Annotated in this window: 11 protein-coding genes; all 11 read left to right on the top strand. The window is 42.6% G+C overall.

What is annotated here, in order from left to right; genetic code table 11:
- The first annotated feature begins 40 nt into the window (after positions 1-40).
- The 11 genes from DWZ44_RS16100 (at position 41) to DWZ44_RS16045 (ending at position 18488) form a co-directional block, all read left to right on the top strand.
- Complete coding sequence (locus tag DWZ44_RS16100; RefSeq protein WP_117805328.1) at positions 41-559, top strand: ClbS/DfsB family four-helix bundle protein; 519 nt, start codon at positions 41-43, stop codon at positions 557-559.
- A gap of 141 nt (positions 560-700) precedes the next feature.
- Complete coding sequence (locus DWZ44_RS16090) at positions 701-2086, top strand: zinc-ribbon domain-containing protein (RefSeq protein ID WP_117805326.1); 1386 nt, start codon at positions 701-703, stop codon at positions 2084-2086.
- Positions 2083-2262, top strand: a complete 180-nt coding sequence (locus DWZ44_RS16085; RefSeq protein WP_002594660.1) for a hypothetical protein — start codon at positions 2083-2085, stop codon at positions 2260-2262. The genes DWZ44_RS16090 and DWZ44_RS16085 overlap by 4 nt, the downstream gene beginning before the upstream one ends.
- Before the next feature lie 534 nt (positions 2263-2796).
- Positions 2797-3621 (top strand): ParA family protein, encoded by an 825-nt coding sequence (locus DWZ44_RS16080; RefSeq protein WP_117805325.1) that lies wholly within the window; start codon positions 2797-2799, stop codon positions 3619-3621.
- Positions 3578-4516 carry a ParB/RepB/Spo0J family partition protein gene (locus tag DWZ44_RS16075; RefSeq protein ID WP_117805324.1) on the top strand — a complete coding sequence of 313 codons (939 nt, stop codon included), beginning with the start codon at positions 3578-3580 and terminating at the stop codon, positions 4514-4516. The genes DWZ44_RS16080 and DWZ44_RS16075 overlap by 44 nt, the downstream gene beginning before the upstream one ends.
- A 285-nt stretch (positions 4517-4801) precedes the next feature.
- Positions 4802-9052, top strand: coding sequence for a SpaA isopeptide-forming pilin-related protein (locus DWZ44_RS16070; protein ID WP_117805323.1), 4251 nt, complete (start codon positions 4802-4804; stop codon positions 9050-9052).
- 161 nt (positions 9053-9213) lie between these two features.
- Positions 9214-9510 carry a hypothetical protein gene (locus DWZ44_RS16065; RefSeq protein WP_092071888.1) on the top strand — a complete coding sequence of 99 codons (297 nt, stop codon included), beginning with the start codon at positions 9214-9216 and terminating at the stop codon, positions 9508-9510.
- Between the two features lie 12 nt (positions 9511-9522).
- Positions 9523-9801 carry a hypothetical protein gene (locus DWZ44_RS16060; RefSeq protein WP_117805322.1) on the top strand — a complete coding sequence of 93 codons (279 nt, stop codon included), beginning with the start codon at positions 9523-9525 and terminating at the stop codon, positions 9799-9801.
- A gap of 25 nt (positions 9802-9826) precedes the next feature.
- A complete protein-coding gene (locus DWZ44_RS16055; protein WP_117805321.1) occupies positions 9827-17089 on the top strand; it encodes a DEAD/DEAH box helicase family protein in 7263 nt (2420 codons plus the stop codon).
- Between the two features lie 20 nt (positions 17090-17109).
- A complete protein-coding gene (locus DWZ44_RS16050) occupies positions 17110-18072 on the top strand; it encodes a DUF3991 and toprim domain-containing protein (protein ID WP_055056983.1) in 963 nt (320 codons plus the stop codon).
- Positions 18069-18488, top strand: a complete 420-nt coding sequence (locus tag DWZ44_RS16045; RefSeq protein WP_087203227.1) for a DUF3846 domain-containing protein — start codon at positions 18069-18071, stop codon at positions 18486-18488. Before DWZ44_RS16050 ends, DWZ44_RS16045 begins: the two co-directional genes overlap by 4 nt.
- The last annotated feature ends 30 nt before the right edge of the window (positions 18489-18518 follow it).

The raw sequence follows: 18518 nt of genomic DNA, 5'->3' as shown, positions 1-18518 counted from the left end.
TTTTTGAAACTGGAAAATCGGAAGCTGAGGAGATAGACTATTGAGAACATATGAGAATAAAGACGAGCTTAAAAACGAGATAAATAAAAGCTTTGCAAAATATATTTCAGAATTTAATGATATTCCGGAGCATTTAAAAGATAAGAGAATTGATGAGATCGATCGAACTCCGGCAGAAAATCTTGCTTATCAGGTTGGCTGGACAACTCTTGTTATTAAATGGGAATCAGACGAAAGAAAGGGTATTCCTGTCAAAACTCCTTCGGATAATTTTAAGTGGAATCAGCTTGGCGAATTATATCAATGGTTCACAGATACGTATGCTCAGCTGTCACTGCAAGAATTGAAAGACAGATTGAATGAGAATATCAACTCTATTTATGTAATGATTGATTCTCTGAGTGAGGAAGAATTATTTAAACCACATATGAGAAAATGGGCTGACGAAGCAACTAAAACAGCTGTCTGGGAAGTATACAAATTCATACATGTTAATACAGTTGCTCCGTTCGGAACTTTTAGAACCAAGATTAGAAAATGGAAAAAGATTGCACTATAACTTCCAGTTTGCCAACTTGCCCTTTGAGAGAGGAGAAATCCCTTTCCCAAAGGGCTTTTTCTATTTATACGGATATTCGCAAACTACAAGATAAAGCCAAAACTTCATATACTCTAAGCACAAGGAGGTTGAGGTTTGGCTATGAACAACAGTTTAGCAGAAGTACACCCAGAGCTTATTACGGAATGGTCGGAGAAGAATTTACCGCTTACACCTGATGATATTACCTTTGGTTCAAATAAAAAAGTATGGTGGAAAGGTACTTGCGGACACGAATGGCAAACAAGCGTTAAGGCTCGTTCTAATGGAGAAAAATGTCCGATATGTTCCGGTGCGAGAGTGATTGCAGGTATTAACGATTTGGCGACATTAGAGCCGTTACTGGCAAAGCAGTGGTCAAAAAAGAATAAGATAAAACCGACAGAGGTTTCTATTGGTTCTCATAAGAAAGTGATATGGAGATGTAAAAAAGGTCACGAGTGGGAAGCTGTCGTTAAAAGCAGGACAATAAATAAAACGGGTTGCCCGTATTGCTCTCATAATAAAGTGTTGGCAGGATTTAATGACCTTGCAACGCTTCTGCCGGATATAGCTGCCGAGTGGTCGGACAGAAATTATCCGTTACTTCCAACTCAGGTTACGGTCTTTGCCAATCGTAAGGCGTGGTGGAAGTGTAAGGATTGCGGCAGAGAGTGGAACACCCTTATTTCTACCCGTTCCGGTGGGAGTAAATGCCCGTATTGCAGTGGGTACATATTCTCGAAAGGGTTTAACGATTTGCAGACAACACACCCTGAAATTGCTTCGGAGTGGTCGGAGAAGAACTTGCCTTTGAAACCTGATGAAGTAAATGCAAAGTCGAGGAAAAACGTCTGGTGGAAGTGCAGAAAATGCGGTAATGAGTGGAAATCCGTTGTCAATGCCCGTGTGAAAGGTACGGTATGCCCCGTTTGTGCAGAGAGAGAAGTCCTTGCCGGATATAATGATTTGGCGACAACGGACAGTCAGCTTCTCAGTGAATGGGATTATGAACAGAATAAATTGAAGCCGACAGAGGTATCACGAACTTCAGCAAAGAGAGCGTGGTGGAAATGCAGGCACGGTCATTCATGGAGTATGAAGATAAATGAAAGGACGATATTGAATAAAGGCTGCCGAATTTGTGAGCAAGAATATTTATCTCTATTTCCTGCTTTGGCTGTCAGCTATTATTCTAATAAGAAAGGTTTGAAAGCAGAACTTGGTTCTGACCGATTGCTTGGAGTTCCGCTTGAAACATACATACCTTCAGAAAAGTTGGCTATTGAGTCAGGAAGTGCTGACGAGAATATAGAAATAATGAAAGCATATATGTGTGAGCAACGAGGAATAAGACTGATTAAACTGCCGATGAAAGGCACTGAACTGGATTATGCCGACAGCCTAAAAAGAGCTTTTCAGAACGTACATATATTTATTTCTTCTGATACAGAGGAAGATGTAGAGATAATCAAAAATACATTTGAAAGATGGAGGGACAGCCAATGAGAGAGAAAACCTATCATCTATACTTAAATGAAGAAGAACGAAGCCGAGTGATACAATCGCTCATTGAACTGAAGAACAATTTAGCAGCTCAGGGACGATACACCGATGCAGTAGATGATGTCCTCTGCAAAGTGCTTGAAGCAAAGAAAAAGAAATTGAAAATTGAATACATTTAGAACGTGTTTTGCCGTCTGTTTCCTAACCGGAGCAGGCGGCTTTTTTTATTTCAAAAAATTTTTCAAAAAAATTTTCGGAAAAGCGGCGATTTTGGGTGTGCATTTCATACCCCTTTGTCCAAATGAGTGAAGGGGTTCATTCCAGATAGCAAAAACGGAAGCCTTTTCGCTTGAAAATTGAATAAGTCATTCACTAAGACTTTATTTCTGATGATAGCCACTTTAGCAGGTACGCCGTGATTTCTGTATTTCAGAATAGCGAGAATTCCGGCTATGAGTATCAGGTTGCTCCTGATATGGCGATGACAGTCAGAATGATAATGATACTTCTCTACGGAGCTGGCGGAGTACCCGGCAGAGGTTAGAATCCTATGATACAGATAAGCAGTCTGTTCCTTAGTGACTTCCCATAAGCATTTTGCTTGGCAAGGGGTGTTGAGAACAAATATTGCTATGACCGATTAGGAAATGAGTCGGTCAGGTACATAGCCATAATGCGGTGGCTATGAATTTCAGAAAGGAGGGCAAAAAGAAGTGTCAAACTGCAAAACGATTTCCGTATGTAACCAGAAAGGCGGAGTCGGAAAGACCACCACAACAGTTAATCTCGGAGTCGGGCTTGCAATGCAGGGCAAGAAAGTATTGCTCATAGACGCAGACCCGCAGGGCGATTTAACAACTTGTCTTGGTTGGCAGGATACAGACGGTTTGGGTATCACGCTTGCAACAAAACTCACAGATGTAATCAATGAAACGATGACAGACCCTATGGTTGGTATCCTGCATCACGAAGAAGGTGTTGACCTTGTTCCGGCAAACCTTGAGCTTTCAGCAATGGAATTTAACCTTGTAAACGCAATGAGCAGAGAAACTACACTCAAGAATTATTTGTGTCAAGTGAAAAACAGATATGATTATGTAATTATAGACTGTATGCCTTCACTTGGTATGGTTACTCTCAATGCTTTATCGGCGGCAGACAGTGTTATCATTCCGGTTCAGGCTCAGTATTTGCCGGCAAAGGGTATGACACAGCTTGTGCAGACCATTTCAAAAGTAAAGAAGTATATCAATCCGGATATTAAGATAGACGGTATGCTGCTTACTTTGGTGGATAGCCGAACAAACCTTGCAAAGAGTACGGTGGAAGCACTCATGGCGAATTTCGGTAATCAGATAAGAATGTATCGAACACAAATCCCGATTGCCGTAAAAGCCGCTGAAACTTCTTCCAAAGGCAAAAGCATTTATGCTTATGAGCCAAACAGCACAGTGTCTAAGGCATACGCTGAATTTACAAAGGAGGTGTTAGCCGATGGCAGGAAGAAAGAGCGACTTCACTCTCACGAAGCTCGATGATTTATTTACCACGCAGGCACAGAGAGATGAAGAACAGCTTTCAAAAATCCGAGATATTCCGTTAGAGCTGATTGATGATTTCCCAGACCATCCGTTTAAGGTCAGGGACGATGAAGATATGATGCAGCTTGTGGAGAGTGTCAAGGAAAGAGGGGTTATTACTCCGGCAACGGTAAGGCAGAAAGAGGACGGCAGATACGAACTTGTTTCAGGACACAGACGAAAGCGAGCTTGTGAACTGGCAGGATTTGAAACCTTGAGAAGTGAGATTGTAGACCTGAACAGAGATGAAGCGACCATTTTAATGGTTGAGAGTAATTTTCAGAGGTCAGAGATATTGCCGAGTGAAAAAGCCTTTGCGTATAAAATGCGTTTGGAAGCAATGAAAAGACAAGCAGGCAGACCAAGAAAAGAAAATGTGTCCCCAGTGGGGACGAATTTACGAACCGATGAACAAATTGCACAGGAAACAGGGGACAGCAGAAATCAGATACACCGATATGTGCGTCTGACAAACCTTGTTTCTGAACTGCTTGAATTTGTTGACGAGGGGCGTATTAAAATGCGTCCTGCCGTAGAGCTTTCCTATCTTGATGAAGATTGCCAGCGTGATGTGGTTGATGAAATCGACCTGAATGATGCTACCCCGTCACACGACCAGACAATCCGTATGCGAAAGTTATTCAACGAGGGCAACCTTACAACCGAAGCAATCCACGCTGTTATGTCTGAGGAAAAGCCGAACCAAAAGGAAAAAATCGTGTTGAGGGGTGACAGAGTAAGACAGCTTATCCCGAAAAACATTCCCGTCAGTCAGACGGAGGATTTTGTTTGCAAAGCATTGGAGCATTACAACAAGTTTTTGCGTAATCGTGCAGAACGTGACAGCAGATAGCCGGAGTTACAGTTCCCCTTTCTCACACTCTAACCCCTTAGTTATACTTCTACCTACCGAAAACGATATATATTATCTCACTTGAATATAAGTATCTCAAAGTATATGTCTATCTCTAAGGGGCAATCGCACAATATGAACGGACTGGAGGTGTATGGTAAAATGAAAAATTAACGAAAAATCCGCATTTGTTTTTCGGCAGGTAAATCTTGTCGTAAGAGAAAATCCACAAAGGCACATCGTAGAGATACGGTGTGTTTTTCAATTTTTACAGGAGGAAACGCAATGATAAAGTCAAAATTCAAAAGAGTCACGTCGCTTTTCTTGGCGACCCTTATGTGTGTGACCACTTTTGCAGGCATTGGCTCGACAACAGCATATGCTGCTTCGGGAGAAAAAGCCGATGTTTATATGGTCGATTTCCCTCGTGATGGCGATGCTAATTACGATGGGGTATGGGGACACAGCAATTTGACCTTGAAAAATGGTTGGCATACCGGACGTTCCAATTTTACCAATCTTAAGGCTATTGGCTCATACTCAGGCAATGTTGCTTATTGTATTGAGCCGGGAATTTCGCTCAAGGTCGGTCAGACAATGAATAAGTATGACGAAAATTATTTTAATAACCTTGCAGCCAATGGGGTTATTTCCGGAGATGAAATACGTCTTTTCGTTGGTCGTATTTTACAGTATGGCTATCGTGGGAGAATCTCGACTTCTTGGAGGTCACAGAATGAAGCGGCAGCAAACAGCATTGCACAGGCTTATGCTACACAGCTTCTTATCTGGGAAACTGTTATCGGAGAGCGTGATGCGAACTTCAATCATGTAGCAGCCAGTGGTTGCAGCAATGTGAAAGATGTCATCAATGCAAAGCATCCGCTCCGCAATAAGATTTTCAGTTATTACAACAGTATGGTGCAGAGTGTACAGAACCATGCGACCATACCGAGTTTTTGTAATAAATCATCCGGTTCGGCAAAGACAATAGAACTTGAGTGGAACGGAAGCAAGTACACAACTACTCTGACAGATTCCAATAATGTGCTGTCCAAATATAATTTCAAGGCAAACATCAGTGGAGTAAGTTTTTCAGTGAATGGTAACAAACTTACGGTTTCTATGGATACAGCACCGAGTAAGGAATTTACCATTACCGCAACCAAGAAAAATGCAGTCCGCAGAGGTGTGGTTGTATGGTCAGAGGGCAAACACGGTCAGAATTCCAGTGTGCAGGATGTTGTCAGCTATGCTCAGGAAGTAAGCGACAGTATCAACGGTTATGTGAAGATGAAAGTCAGCTATGGTTCTTGTCAGATTGTAAAGACCAGTGAGGACGGCAAGGTTGACGGTATTAACTTCACGATTACCGGAAACGGTATCAATCAGACGGTTACAACAGCTAATGGCGGTAAGTTCCAGATTGATAACCTTATGCCGGGTATCTATACTGTAACCGAGCAGGCATACGATAAGTACGAGCCGCAGGAAACACATAGAGTTACTGTTGTGGCAGGGCAGGTTGCAAAGGTCACTTTCAATAACAAATTGAAGCGTGGCGACCTTCAGGTAGTGAAGTCCTCAGAAGATAACCTTGTTGAAGGTGTGAAGTTCCATCTTTACGGTACTTCTCTTTCCGGTGATACTGTTGACCAGTATGCAGTTACAGACAATAACGGTGTGGCAACTTTTAAAGATGTGCTTATCAGTGGTTCTGAACCATATACCCTTGAAGAAGTAGACACAGCTATCCGTTATGTTGTGCCGAAAAATCAGACTGCACCAGTGAAGTGGAAAGAAGTAACCACAAGAAACTTCAACAATATTTTGAAGAAATTTACTGTAACAGTAACAAAGAGCGACGCAGAGAAAGGCGAAGCACAGGGCAATGCCAAACTTTCAGGAGCAGTTTACGGTATCTATAAGGGAGAAACGCTTGTTGATAAGTATGTTACTGATGAAAACGGTCAGTTCACTACCAAAGAATATGTTTGTGATACCGACTGGACAATCCGTGAAATTACACCGAGTGAAGGCTATCTCCTTGATAAGACCATTCACAAGGTAGGTGCAGACCCGAAACTTTATGAGGTGGAACACAACCTTACTTCCAATGATGTAACCGAGCAGGTAATCAAAGGTAACGTGGCTATCATTAAACACACTGATGATGGAGAAACAAAGATTGAAACTCCTGAAAAGGGTGCTTCCTTTGAGATTTATTTGAAATCTGCCGGAAGCTATGACGCAGCCAATAAAGACGAGAGAGATACTATCGTTTGCGATGAAAATGGCTTCGGTCAGACAAAAGATATGCCGTATGGTATTTATACCGTACACCAGACTTCCGGTTGGGAAGGCAGAGAGATGATGGATGATTTTGATGTGTTCATTTCACAGAACGCACAGACCTACCGTTATCTTATCAATAACCGTAACTTCGAGAGCTTTGTCAATGTAGTCAAGGTGGACGCAGAAAGCGGAAAGAGTATTCCGTATGCAGGAGCAGGATTTAAGATTTACGACCCGCAGGGCAATCAGGTCAAAATGACCTTTACTTATCCGACACCAACCACGATTGATGTGTTCTATACCGACGCAAATGGTTCTCTTGTCACACCTGAGAAACTGGATTACGGCAAGGGATATTCTATCGTAGAGGTACAAGCTCCATATGGATATGTACTTGATGATACTCCGGTATATTTTGATATTACCGAAGAAAATTCCACAGAGGAAGGCGGCGTAACTGTTGTGAAAGTCAATAAGCCGAATATGGCACAGAAAGGTACTATCATGGTTGAAAAGACCGGAGAAGTATTTAGCGGTGTCAATGTAAGTGGTTCTGAGGACAGTGATGTTATCTATCAGCCTGTTTATGAAGTGGCAGGACTTGAGGGTGCAGTTTATGAAGTCCGTGCTGCGGAAGATATTAGTACACCGGACGGTACACTCCGCTATTCAAAGGGCGAAGTGGTAGATACTATCACAACAAGCTCCAATGGGTTTGTTAAGAGCAAAGAACTTTATCTCGGAAAATACGAGGTCAAGGAAATTACCGCACCTTACGGAATGGTAGTCAGTGGCGAAACACATACGGTTGAGCTTACTTATGCAGGTCAGAATATATCTGTTACCGAAACTTCCACATCATTCTATAACGAAAGACAGAAAGTGCAGGTAAGCCTTGCAAAAGCCATTGAAAAGGATAAGACATTTGGTATTGGCGACAACGGAGAAATCAAAAATATCAGCTTTGGTCTTTATGCCGCAGAAGATATTGTATCTGCAAGCGGTACAGTTATTCCGGCTGATGGACTGATTGAGATTGTCAGTGTAAATGAAAATGGAACTGCTGATATGAAGTCAGACCTTCCGTTTGGCAAATACTATGTCAAAGAGATTGCAACCGATGAGCATTATGTTCTCTCAGATACGAAATATCCGGTTGCATTTGAATACGCAGGTCAGGATACCGCAACGGTTGAAATAAAAGTGAATGACGGAAAAGAAATCAAGAATGAACTTATCTATGGTTCTGTATCAGGTAAGAAGATTGATGAGAATGGAGAAGCACTTGAGGGTGCTGTTATCGGTATCTTCAAAGCCGAAGAAACAGAATTTACAAAGGATACTGCACTTATGACGACTACCTCTGCAAAAGACGGTAGTTTTTCTTTTGCAAAAGTTCCTTATGGCAAATGGATTGTAAGAGAAATCGAGCAGCCAAAGGGATTTGTTCTTGATGAAAAAGCGCATGAGGTCAATATCAGTGAAGCCGAGCAGGTAGTTGAAATCGAGATTGTCAATGAGTATGTTCACGGCAATATCAGACTCACAAAAGTGGACGCTGAATATCCAGATAACAAGCTTACGGGTGCAACCTTTGAGGTATATAAGGACACCAATGAGAACGGAAAGATTGATGATGGCGATGAACTTATCGGAAATCTTGAAGAAACTGAAACCGGAATTTATGAGATGAAAGAGTTGCTTTACGGAAAATATATTGTCCGTGAAACAAAAGCACCGGAGGGCTTCCTGCTTGATAAGGGAGAATACTCTGTTTTCATTGAAAAGGACGAAACAACTTATTCCGTTGAGAATAAGGCAGGCGTTGGATTCATCAATGAAGCTATGCGTGGAACACTGAAAATCGTCAAGACATCTTCGGACGGTAAGGTCAAAGGTTTTGCGTTCAGAGTAACCGGAGCAAATGGTTATGATATGACATTTGAAACAGATAAGAACGGCGAAATCGTGATTGAGGGACTTCGTATTGGCGAATATACCGTATCAGAGGTGGCTAACAATGCGTCTGCCGCATATATCACACCTGCCGACCAGAATGTTACTATCAAACTTGATGAAACAGCCGTCGTAAAAATGCACAATGAATTAAGGGATACTCCGAAAACAGGAGATGATACCAATATGAAATTTTGGTATGTCCTTGCCGGACTTTCTGCTGTCGGTATCGCCGTAACTTCTGTTGTTGCACACAAAAAGAAGAAAAAGGAGGGTAACGAGTAATGGAAGCAAAGACAATTATCGCTATCGCATTAGTCGCCGTTATCGTTGGCGGCTTTATCTTTCTTCAGGTTAAAAACCGTAAGAAGTAAGAAATAACCGAATATTAACCAGTCGGGGCAGAGCATAAAAAACTCTGTCCCTTTTTTTTTTGGAGGAACACTATGAAACAACAGAAAACGGTTGAGAGCCGAGTGCTTGAAATCTTAAAGGAATGCCCGATGTCGAGGTATGATGATATGCTTCTCATTCTGCATTATTACAACCGATACGGATATATTCCTGCCGGAAAACTTCCGCTTGAAGATATTGTATTTAATTACAGAGCATACGGACTTCCTTGCTTTGAAACCATACGCAGGGCAAGGCAGAGAGTACAGTCCCTTTTTCCTGAGTATTCACGCAATCCGCAGAAAGAAGAACAAAGTGGCGGTATTTCTATTGTAATCAACATTGGTTAAGGAGGTATTTTCGTGAAAGACAAAGCAACTTTTCAGAATAAGGTCAAGGTGCTGAATAAACTCTTTGACTCCGGTTGTGATACGGAGAAAAAGTTGCAGCAGCTTGATATGGAAGCAATCCTGAAAATTCCAAATATCACTATTCCCGATATGGGTGTGATTATGGAACTTCAGAAGAATACAAAGTCTGGTAAACTCTTTTCATATTTGGGCGGAGGTTCTGATGAAGCAGTAAAAAATAACAGAGGTAACAATGAAAAGAAAGAGCCTGCTATGCAGGAGCAGAGATAAGAAACGATAAGGAGGTGCAAGGGTAATGGCACGAAAATATGACCTTATTTCTGAGCTTTACAACCGCACCTGCAAAACGGTTGTATCAAATCCTCAGAACTGGCAGGCATTCTTGGCTTCGGCTTGCCGAAATTATAAGTTACGCTATGACGAGCAGCTTCTTGTATATGCACAGCGACCTGATGCAACAGCGGTTCTTGAGATAGAGCAGTGGAACAGAATTTTTGGCAGATGGGTCAACCGAGGTGCAAGAGGTATTGCTGTTTTTGCTGATGAGAACCGTACAAGGCAAAGACTGACGCATTACTTTGATATTTCAGACACCCACGAAAGCAAATATTCGAGAACAGTCCCGATTTGGGATATGCGTCAGGAATACGAAGCAGATGTGATTGAAACATTGGAAAGCACTTTCGGAGAGATTGAGAATAAGAGCAGTCTTGCCGAAGCAATTATGGGAGCTGCAAGAAATGCGGCAGAGGATAATATTCCTGATTATCTGCAAGACCTTTACTATGCAACCGAAGTCAGTTTCCTTGAGGAAGTAGACAATGATATTGTGGCTTCCATTTATAAAAATGTCGTAGCAAACAGTGTGGCATATATGATGATGTCAAGGCTTGGTGTTGATACGGACGGCTATTTTGAACTTGATGATTTCAGAGATGTTACCAACTTCAATACGCAGGAAACACTCAATGCACTTGGCTTTGCTACCAGTGATATTGCAGAAATGGGATTGACGGAAGTGTCTAAAACAATTACCGCACTTAACCGTCAAAATCGCATAATTGTCGGTCAGGACAGAAATGAATACAATAAGGTTGAAAATAACGACGAAAGGAGTTTGGACAATGAACGAACTGACCTACACAATGGTGGGCGATTACAGCCTTCCGAACCTGAAACTTCCACAGCAGCCGGAAGTGACTTTGGGCAGATACGCTCAGATGAGGAGAAAGTTTCTGAAGGAACATCACAGAGTCCTTTACTACAATCTCCTGACGAGGGGCGAACTGACACAGCACTTGGCGGAAGTGGAACAGAGAGCCAGCAAGATGGAGGAAACAATCCTGAACCAGATGGCACAGAAAGAGGGAGTGACCGAACAGATGAAAGCAGAGGATATGATGAAATGGGTTTGTCTGATGAACTCCCTTCGCAGCTCGGCACAGGAAATCGTGAAAGCGGAAGTGATATTCGCTTAGAAGATATAAAACCGTTGCCGGATATGGGCGGGCAATTATCCTTTATACAAGAACGAGCAGAGGAACAAACAACCTCTGCTTTTTCTATTCCAAAAGAAATTATAGATAATTATCTTGCGAGTGGAAGCGGCTTTGCGAATGGAAAGTACCGTATTTATGAGCAGTATCAAAAGAGTTTATCGCTTAAAGAAAATGCCGATTTTCTAAAAAAAGAGTATGGCACTGGCGGAGGAACATACGCAGGTGGTGTTTCGGACTATAATTATGATTGCGATGCAAAGGGTGTCCGTATCCGAAAAGGTTATGAGGAAAATGCACCAGAGATTCGTATGAATTGGACGGAGGTTGCAAAGGAAATTGGTCGCCTTATCAGCGATGACAGATACCTGAATAAAAAAGAATGGTGGAACTATCCTGAATGGCTCGCTGAGCAGGAAGTGAAGCGTGCAAGAGTAGCAGAACAGGTTGAAAATCGTGAAGTGATGTCCACCGTACCAGCCCAAAAAGAGCCTGAAGAACAGGAAATGCCGCAAGATGTGGAGTATGAATATCATCTTGGCGATAAGGTGTATATCGGTGCTTCTGAGTATGAAATTTTATCTATTGATGACGAGAGAGTAATGCTCTATGACTATGATATGCCGTTGTTTAACAAGGAATTTTCACACATAGAGTTTGATGAAAAAGTGCGTGAAAATCCAATGAATGAGCATTTGATTGTAAAAGAAGTACCAACCGAAGAAAGAAATGTAACTGTCGATTATAACGATGCTTTTTTTATCAATCAGGATAATGCAACTGTTACTTGGATTTATTATAATCCGGATAGTGCAGCCGGAGGACAGTATGTCACAAATATACTGAATTTTGATGAAATCACAGAGATAGCAAAAGACAGTCAGACATCTAATGAGTTTTTTGATAGGCTTGGAAGTATCGCCAATCAGACACTTGCTGATGTCGGAACGGAATGGTTTTCGGAAGCAGAAAGCCGTTTTTTAGAAAAACCAGATTTTACAGACTGCACGCAGGATACAATGCAGAGCCTTGTTTCGGAAGCAGAAAAATCTTCAGTCACAGAAGTTCAGACCAATATGGGCAGTATGCCGATAGAGGATTATCGAGAGATAGTAGCTTCGCAGTCAGGTTTTGACAGCTATGATGAGATGTATAAGCAGGGGTATCGCATAGGAAACGGTTATGATAAAGAGCCTGAGCCGGTAGTTCCCGCTTGGGAGCAGAAGAAAAAGGTCAAAGGCTTTGACCTGCACCCTGATGTGCCTATGGCAGACCGTCATACCTTTAATCTCAGAGAAAATGAGGTTGAAACGGTTGGTAAAAAGGAACGCTTCCGCAGAAATATTATGGCAATACAGCTTCTCAAAAAATGTCAGGAAGAAAACAGATTTGCCACGCCTGAAGAACAGATTGTTTTATCAAAGTATGTCGGTTGGGGTGGACTTTCAGAAGCCTTTGATGAAAATAATTCAGCGTGGGCAACGGAATATCTGGAACTTTCTTCGGTATTAACACCGGAGGAATATGCTTCAGCAAGAGAAAGCACATTGACTGCGTTCTACACGCCGCCCGAAGTAATCACAGCTATTTATAAGGCAATGGAGCAGATGGGATTTAAGGAGGGCAACTTGTTAGAACCGTCCTGCGGTATCGGTAATTTCATCGGTATGCTGCCGGACACAATGCAGGACAGTAAGATTTACGGTGTGGAACTTGATAGGATTTCCGCAGGGATTGCACAGCAGCTTTATCAGAAAACAACCATTGCGGCACAAGGATTTGAAGAAACCAATTTGCCGGACAGCTTTTTTGATGGAGTGGTTGGTAATGTGCCTTTTGGAGATTTTAAGGTATCGGATAAAAGATATGACAAGTATAAGTTCCTGATACACGATTACTTTTTTGCAAAGTCCCTTGATAAGTTAAGACCCGGCGGTGTGATGGCTCTTGTAACGAGCAAAGGCACAATGGATAAGGAAAACTCGGCAGTACGAAAGTATATTGCACAGAGAGCAGAGCTTCTTGGAGCAATTCGATTGCCGAATAATACCTTTAAGGGTAATGCAGGAACGGAAGTCGTTTCGGATATTCTTATCCTGCAAAAGCGTGACAGACTGATAGATATTGAGCCGGATTGGGTTCATCTTGATACCGATGAGAACGGAATTAAGATGAACTCTTATTTTGTGCAGCACCCCGAAATGATACTTGGAGAAATGAAAATGGTATCGGGGCGTTTCGGTATGGAAGCAACTTGTGTACCGTATGAAAATGCAGACCTTGCAGCACAGCTTGATGAAGCAGTCGCAAATATTCACGGGGAAATCACGGAATATGAAGCCGAGGAAGAACTGGAGGAGGAAGATAATTCTATTCCGGCAGACCCGACAGTGAGAAACTTTTCCTATACGGTGGTGGACGATAAAATCTACTATCGTGAAAATTCCCGTATGACTCCGGTGGAGGTATCGGCAACCGCAGAGAACCGAATTAAGGGTATGATTGCTATTAGAAATTCCGTCAGAACGCTGATTGAATTGCAGACAGAAGATTACCCTGACAGCGAAATCAAAGCGGAGCAGGAGAGATTAAACAGACTTTATGATACCTTTTCAGGTAAGTACGGACTCATTAACAGCCGTGCAAATACTTCTGCTTTTTCGCAGGACAGTTCATTCTCTCTGCTTTCCGCATTGGAGATAATCGGAGAGGACGGAGAACTGGAACGTAAGGCTGATATGTTTTCTAAAAGGACAATTAAGCCGCATACTCCGGTTACTTCTGTTGATACGGCAAGCGAAGCGTTGGCGGTATCGCTTGGAGAAAAAGCCACGATTGATATGGACTATATGATGGAGCTTTCCGGTAAATCGGAGAATGAAATCTTTGAGGATTTGAAGGGTGTTATCTTCCTAAATCCGCTTTATGAGTATGGAAACTCTTACGAACCGAAGTATCTGATGGCTGATGAATATCTTTCGGGTAATGTCAGGGAGAAGCTGAGGATTGCAAAGAACTCGGCAGAACTCTATCCGGAAGATTATAAGGTCAATGTGGAAGCACTTCAAAAGGTGCAGCCGAAAGACCTGACTGCAAGTGAAATTTCCGTACGACTTGGTGCAACTTGGCTGCCGCCGGACGATGTGCAGGAGTTTATCTTTCATTTGCTTGAAACACCACGATATGCACAGTGGAATATCAAAGTTCACTTCTCTCCTTTTACGAGTGAGTGGAACATTGAGGGTAAATCTTACGACAAAGGAAATGTAAGGGCATATAACACTTACGGAACTTCCCGCATCAATGCCTATAAGATTATCGAGGAAACGCTGAACTTAAAAGATGTGCGTATCTTTGATTATATCGAAGATGATGAGGGTAGGAAAAAGGCTGTCCTGAATAAAAAGGAAACTGCGATTGCTCAGTCGAAGCAGGAAATGATTAAGCAGGAATTTCAGGACTGGATATGGTCTGACCCTGAACGAAGGGAAAGGCTTTGCAAGTTCTATAATGAGAAGTTCAACAGCGTCAGACCCCGTGAGTATGATGGAAGCCATATTATTTTCAATGGTATGAACCCTGAAATCGAACTCAGGGAACATCAGAAAAATGCAGTTGCCCACATCCTTTACGGAGGAAATACGCTTCTTGCACACGCAGTCGGAGCAGGAAAAACTTTTGAAATGGTAGCGGCAGCACAGGAGTCGAAAAGGCTTGGGCTTTGTAACAAGTCACTGTTTGTTGTACCAAATCACTTGACCGAACAATGGGCGGCAGAGTATTTGCAGCTCTATCCGGCGGCGAATATCCTTGTTGCCACGAAGAAAGATTTTGAAACCAAGAACCGTAAAAAGTTCTGCGGCAGGATTGCAACCGGAGATTATGACGCAGTTATCATCGGGCATTCACAGTTTGAAAAAATCCCGATGTCCATTGAAAGACAGAGGGCAATTCTTGAACAACAGCTTGAGGAGATAACCGGAGGAATTGCAGAACTCAAGCGAAACCGAGGGGAAAACTTCTCCATAAAACAGTTTGAAAAGTCAAAAAAATCCATCAAGCAGAAACTTGATAAACTCAATGACCAGACGAAAAAAGATGATGTTGTAACCTTTGAGGAACTTGGTGTAGACAGGCTTTTTGTTGATGAAAGCCATTATTACAAGAACCTTTATCTTTATACAAAAATGCGTAATGTGGGAGGTATCGCACAGACGGAAGCACAGAAATCTTCCGACCTCTTTATGAAGTGTCGTTACCTTGACGAGATTACCGGAGGACGAGGAACCGTATTTGCAACGGGTACACCTATCTCAAACAGTATGGTGGAACTCTATACGATACAGCGATATTTGCAGTACAACACGCTTGTGAAAAATGGGTTGCAGCACTTTGATGCCTGGGCTTCCACTTTCGGAGAAACCATTACGGCAGTGGAACTTACACCGGAAGGAACGGGATACAGAGCAAAGACAAGGTTCGCAAAATTCTATAACCTGCCTGAACTAATGGCGATGTTCAAGGAGATAGCGGACATTAAAACAGCAGATATGTTGAACCTGCCAGTACCGGAAGCAAAGTACCATAACATTGCAGTAAAGCCGTCGGAAATGCAGAAGGAAATGGTTGCTTCCCTTGCAGAGAGAGCCGAGCAGGTGCGTGGCGGCGGTGTGGATTCAAGCGTAGATAATATGCTGAAAATCACGAATGATGGAAGAAAACTGGCTCTTGACCAGCGTATGCTAAATGATATGCTGCCTGATTTTGAGGGCAGTAAAATCAATGCCTGCGTCGATAACATCTATCGGATATGGAAAGAAAATGCCGACAAGAAATCGGCACAGCTTGTGTTCTGTGACCTTTCCACGCCGAAGAATGACGGAACATTTTCCGTCTATAACGACATTAGGAAAAAGCTGATTGAGAGAGGTATTCCTGAAAGTGAAGTAAAATTTATACACGAAGCCGACACGGATATGAAGAAAAAAGAACTGTTCCAAAAGACCCGCAAGGGAGAAGTCAGGGTGCTTCTTGGCTCTACTCAGAAGATGGGAGCAGGAACGAATGTGCAAGACAAACTTATCGCACTTCACGATGTGGATTGTCCGTGGCGACCTTCAGATTTGGAGCAGCGTTCCGGTAGAATTGTCCGTCAGGGCAATGAAAATCCGCAGGTAGATATTTACCGCTATGTAACAGAGCAGACCTTTGATGCATACCTCTATCAGCTTGTGGAAGGTAAGCAGAAGTTCGCAAGTCAGATTATGACGAGCAAATCTCCGGTCAGGTCGGCAGAGGATATTGATGAAACCGCACTGTCCTATGCAGAGATAAAAATGCTTGCAACAGGTAATCCATATATCAAAGAAAAGATGGACTTAGACATTCAGGTGCAGAAGCTAAAGATGTTAAAATCCAATTTCTTATCGGAGAAATACGGACTGGAGGATAAGGTCATCAAGTTCTACCCACAACAGATTGCTTACTTGAAATCCCGTGTAGAGGGACTTACAAAAGATGTTGAAACAGCAAAATTACACCCGAAACCGATAGACGAGCAGCCGCTTGGAATGATGGTATCGGGTGTTTCTTATTCCGAAAAAGCCGAAGCAGGTCAGGCAATCATCAATGCCTGCAAGTCAATGAACAGTCCCGATGCGATACCACTTGGCGAGTACCGTGGCTTTCAAATGGAACTGTATTTTGATACGGTGCAGCGTAATTATGTTGTGAAACTGAAAGGCGAAACGAGCAGAGATATACCGCTTGGCGACGATGCTCACGGTAATATCGTGAGAATAGATAACGGCATTGAACGCTTCGAAGAAACACTTGCTGATACGAAAAACAGTCTTGAAAATACGGAAAAGCAGTTTGAAACAGCGAAGCAGGAAATCGAAAAGCCGTTTGCAAAGGAGGAAGAAGTGAGGGCAAAAACTGCCCGACTTGATGAGCTGAATATCCTGCTCAATATGGATAAAAAGGAAAATGAGATTGTCGGCGGAGAGCCTGATGAGGGCGAAGCAGTCGGCGGCAGAAAGGAGAAATCGTATGAGAGATAAACAGGAAGGCGGTGGTCGATATGCCATTTATCGCACCTGAGTTAATCATTCAGGCGAAACAGATGGACTTATTAACCTACCTGAGAAATTATGAACCGTATGAACTGGTTAAGTTTTCAGGTAACACCTATTGCACCAGAACCCACGATAGTTTGAAGATTTCAAACGGGAAATGGATATGGTGGTCGAGAGGTATCGGTGGCAGGAGTGCTTTGGATTATCTGATTAAGGTCAAAGGTTACAGCTTCCTTGAAGCGGTGGAAACCATTATCGGACACACAGCGATTCAGGCTCCGGTCTATGAAAAGCCACAGCCAAAAGAGGAAAATAAACCGCTTCTTCTCCCTGAAAAATGTGCTTCCAACAGAGTGATTACAGAGTATCTTTTCGGGAGAGGAATAGATTTTGAAATCATCAATTACTGTATCTCTAATGACCTTATCTTTGAGAGCCTGCCGTATCACAATGTTGTGTTTGTAGGCTATGACGAGAAGAAAGAGCCGAAATATGCAGCCTACCGTTCCACGAATAAGCGTAGGATTATGGGCGATTGCAGTGGCAGTAAAAAAGATTATTCTTTTCGGCTTGGTAAGGAAAACTTGGAGGAAGTACACCTCTTTGAGTGTGCCATAGACCTGTTATCCTATGCCACGCTTGCGAAGTTGAATGGGCAGGATTGGAAAGAAATGAGCTTTGTTTCGCTGTCCGGGGTGTATTCTCCGGCAAAGAAAATTGAGGACAGTAAAGTGCCGATTGCACTGGAAAAGTATCTTGGCAGTAACCCATCTGTCAGGAAAATCCGTATCCATTTTGACAATGATATAGCGGGCAGAAAGGCAGCACAGACCTTAAAAACTATTCTGCCGGATAAGTATGAAATCGTTGATGAGCCACCAAAAGCAGGTAAGGACTTCAACGATTTTCTTTGTATGCGGATGGGAATTTACAATAAAAAAACACACGAAAGGAATGAAGAACGATGAATGATTCTAAGATTAAAGTTCTCTTGGTAGAACCGGAAAAGTACCCGAAGGAAATTGTAATCGACGACAGTCTGGAAGCAATGCAGGAGGTTGTCGGCGGGAATATTGAGGAATATATGCCCTATGACGATGACGTTGCAATCATCTGTAATGAGGAAGGAAAGATGAGAGGACTTCCGCTTAACCGTGCAGTTTATGTGCAGGACAATGATAAGAAAGAGATGGTAGATATTATCTGCGGCAAATTCTTTATCTGTTATGCACCGCCTGAGAGTGAGAGTTTTCAGAGCTTGCCGGACGATATGATGAAGAAATACAAGGAACAGTTCAAGTATCCCGAACGCTTTTCTAAGGAAGTGGGCGGCAATATCGTGGCTGAACCTTTTAAGCCGAAATCAAAGGATTATGAGAGATAGTAGACTGAGAACGGGGCAACCCGGAGGAGA

This window comes from Blautia sp. AF32-4BH, assembly GCF_003460565.1.
Classification (GTDB): Bacteria; Bacillota; Clostridia; order Lachnospirales; family Lachnospiraceae; genus Fusicatenibacter; species Fusicatenibacter saccharivorans.
This window is presented reverse-complemented; position numbering and strand designations above follow the sequence as displayed.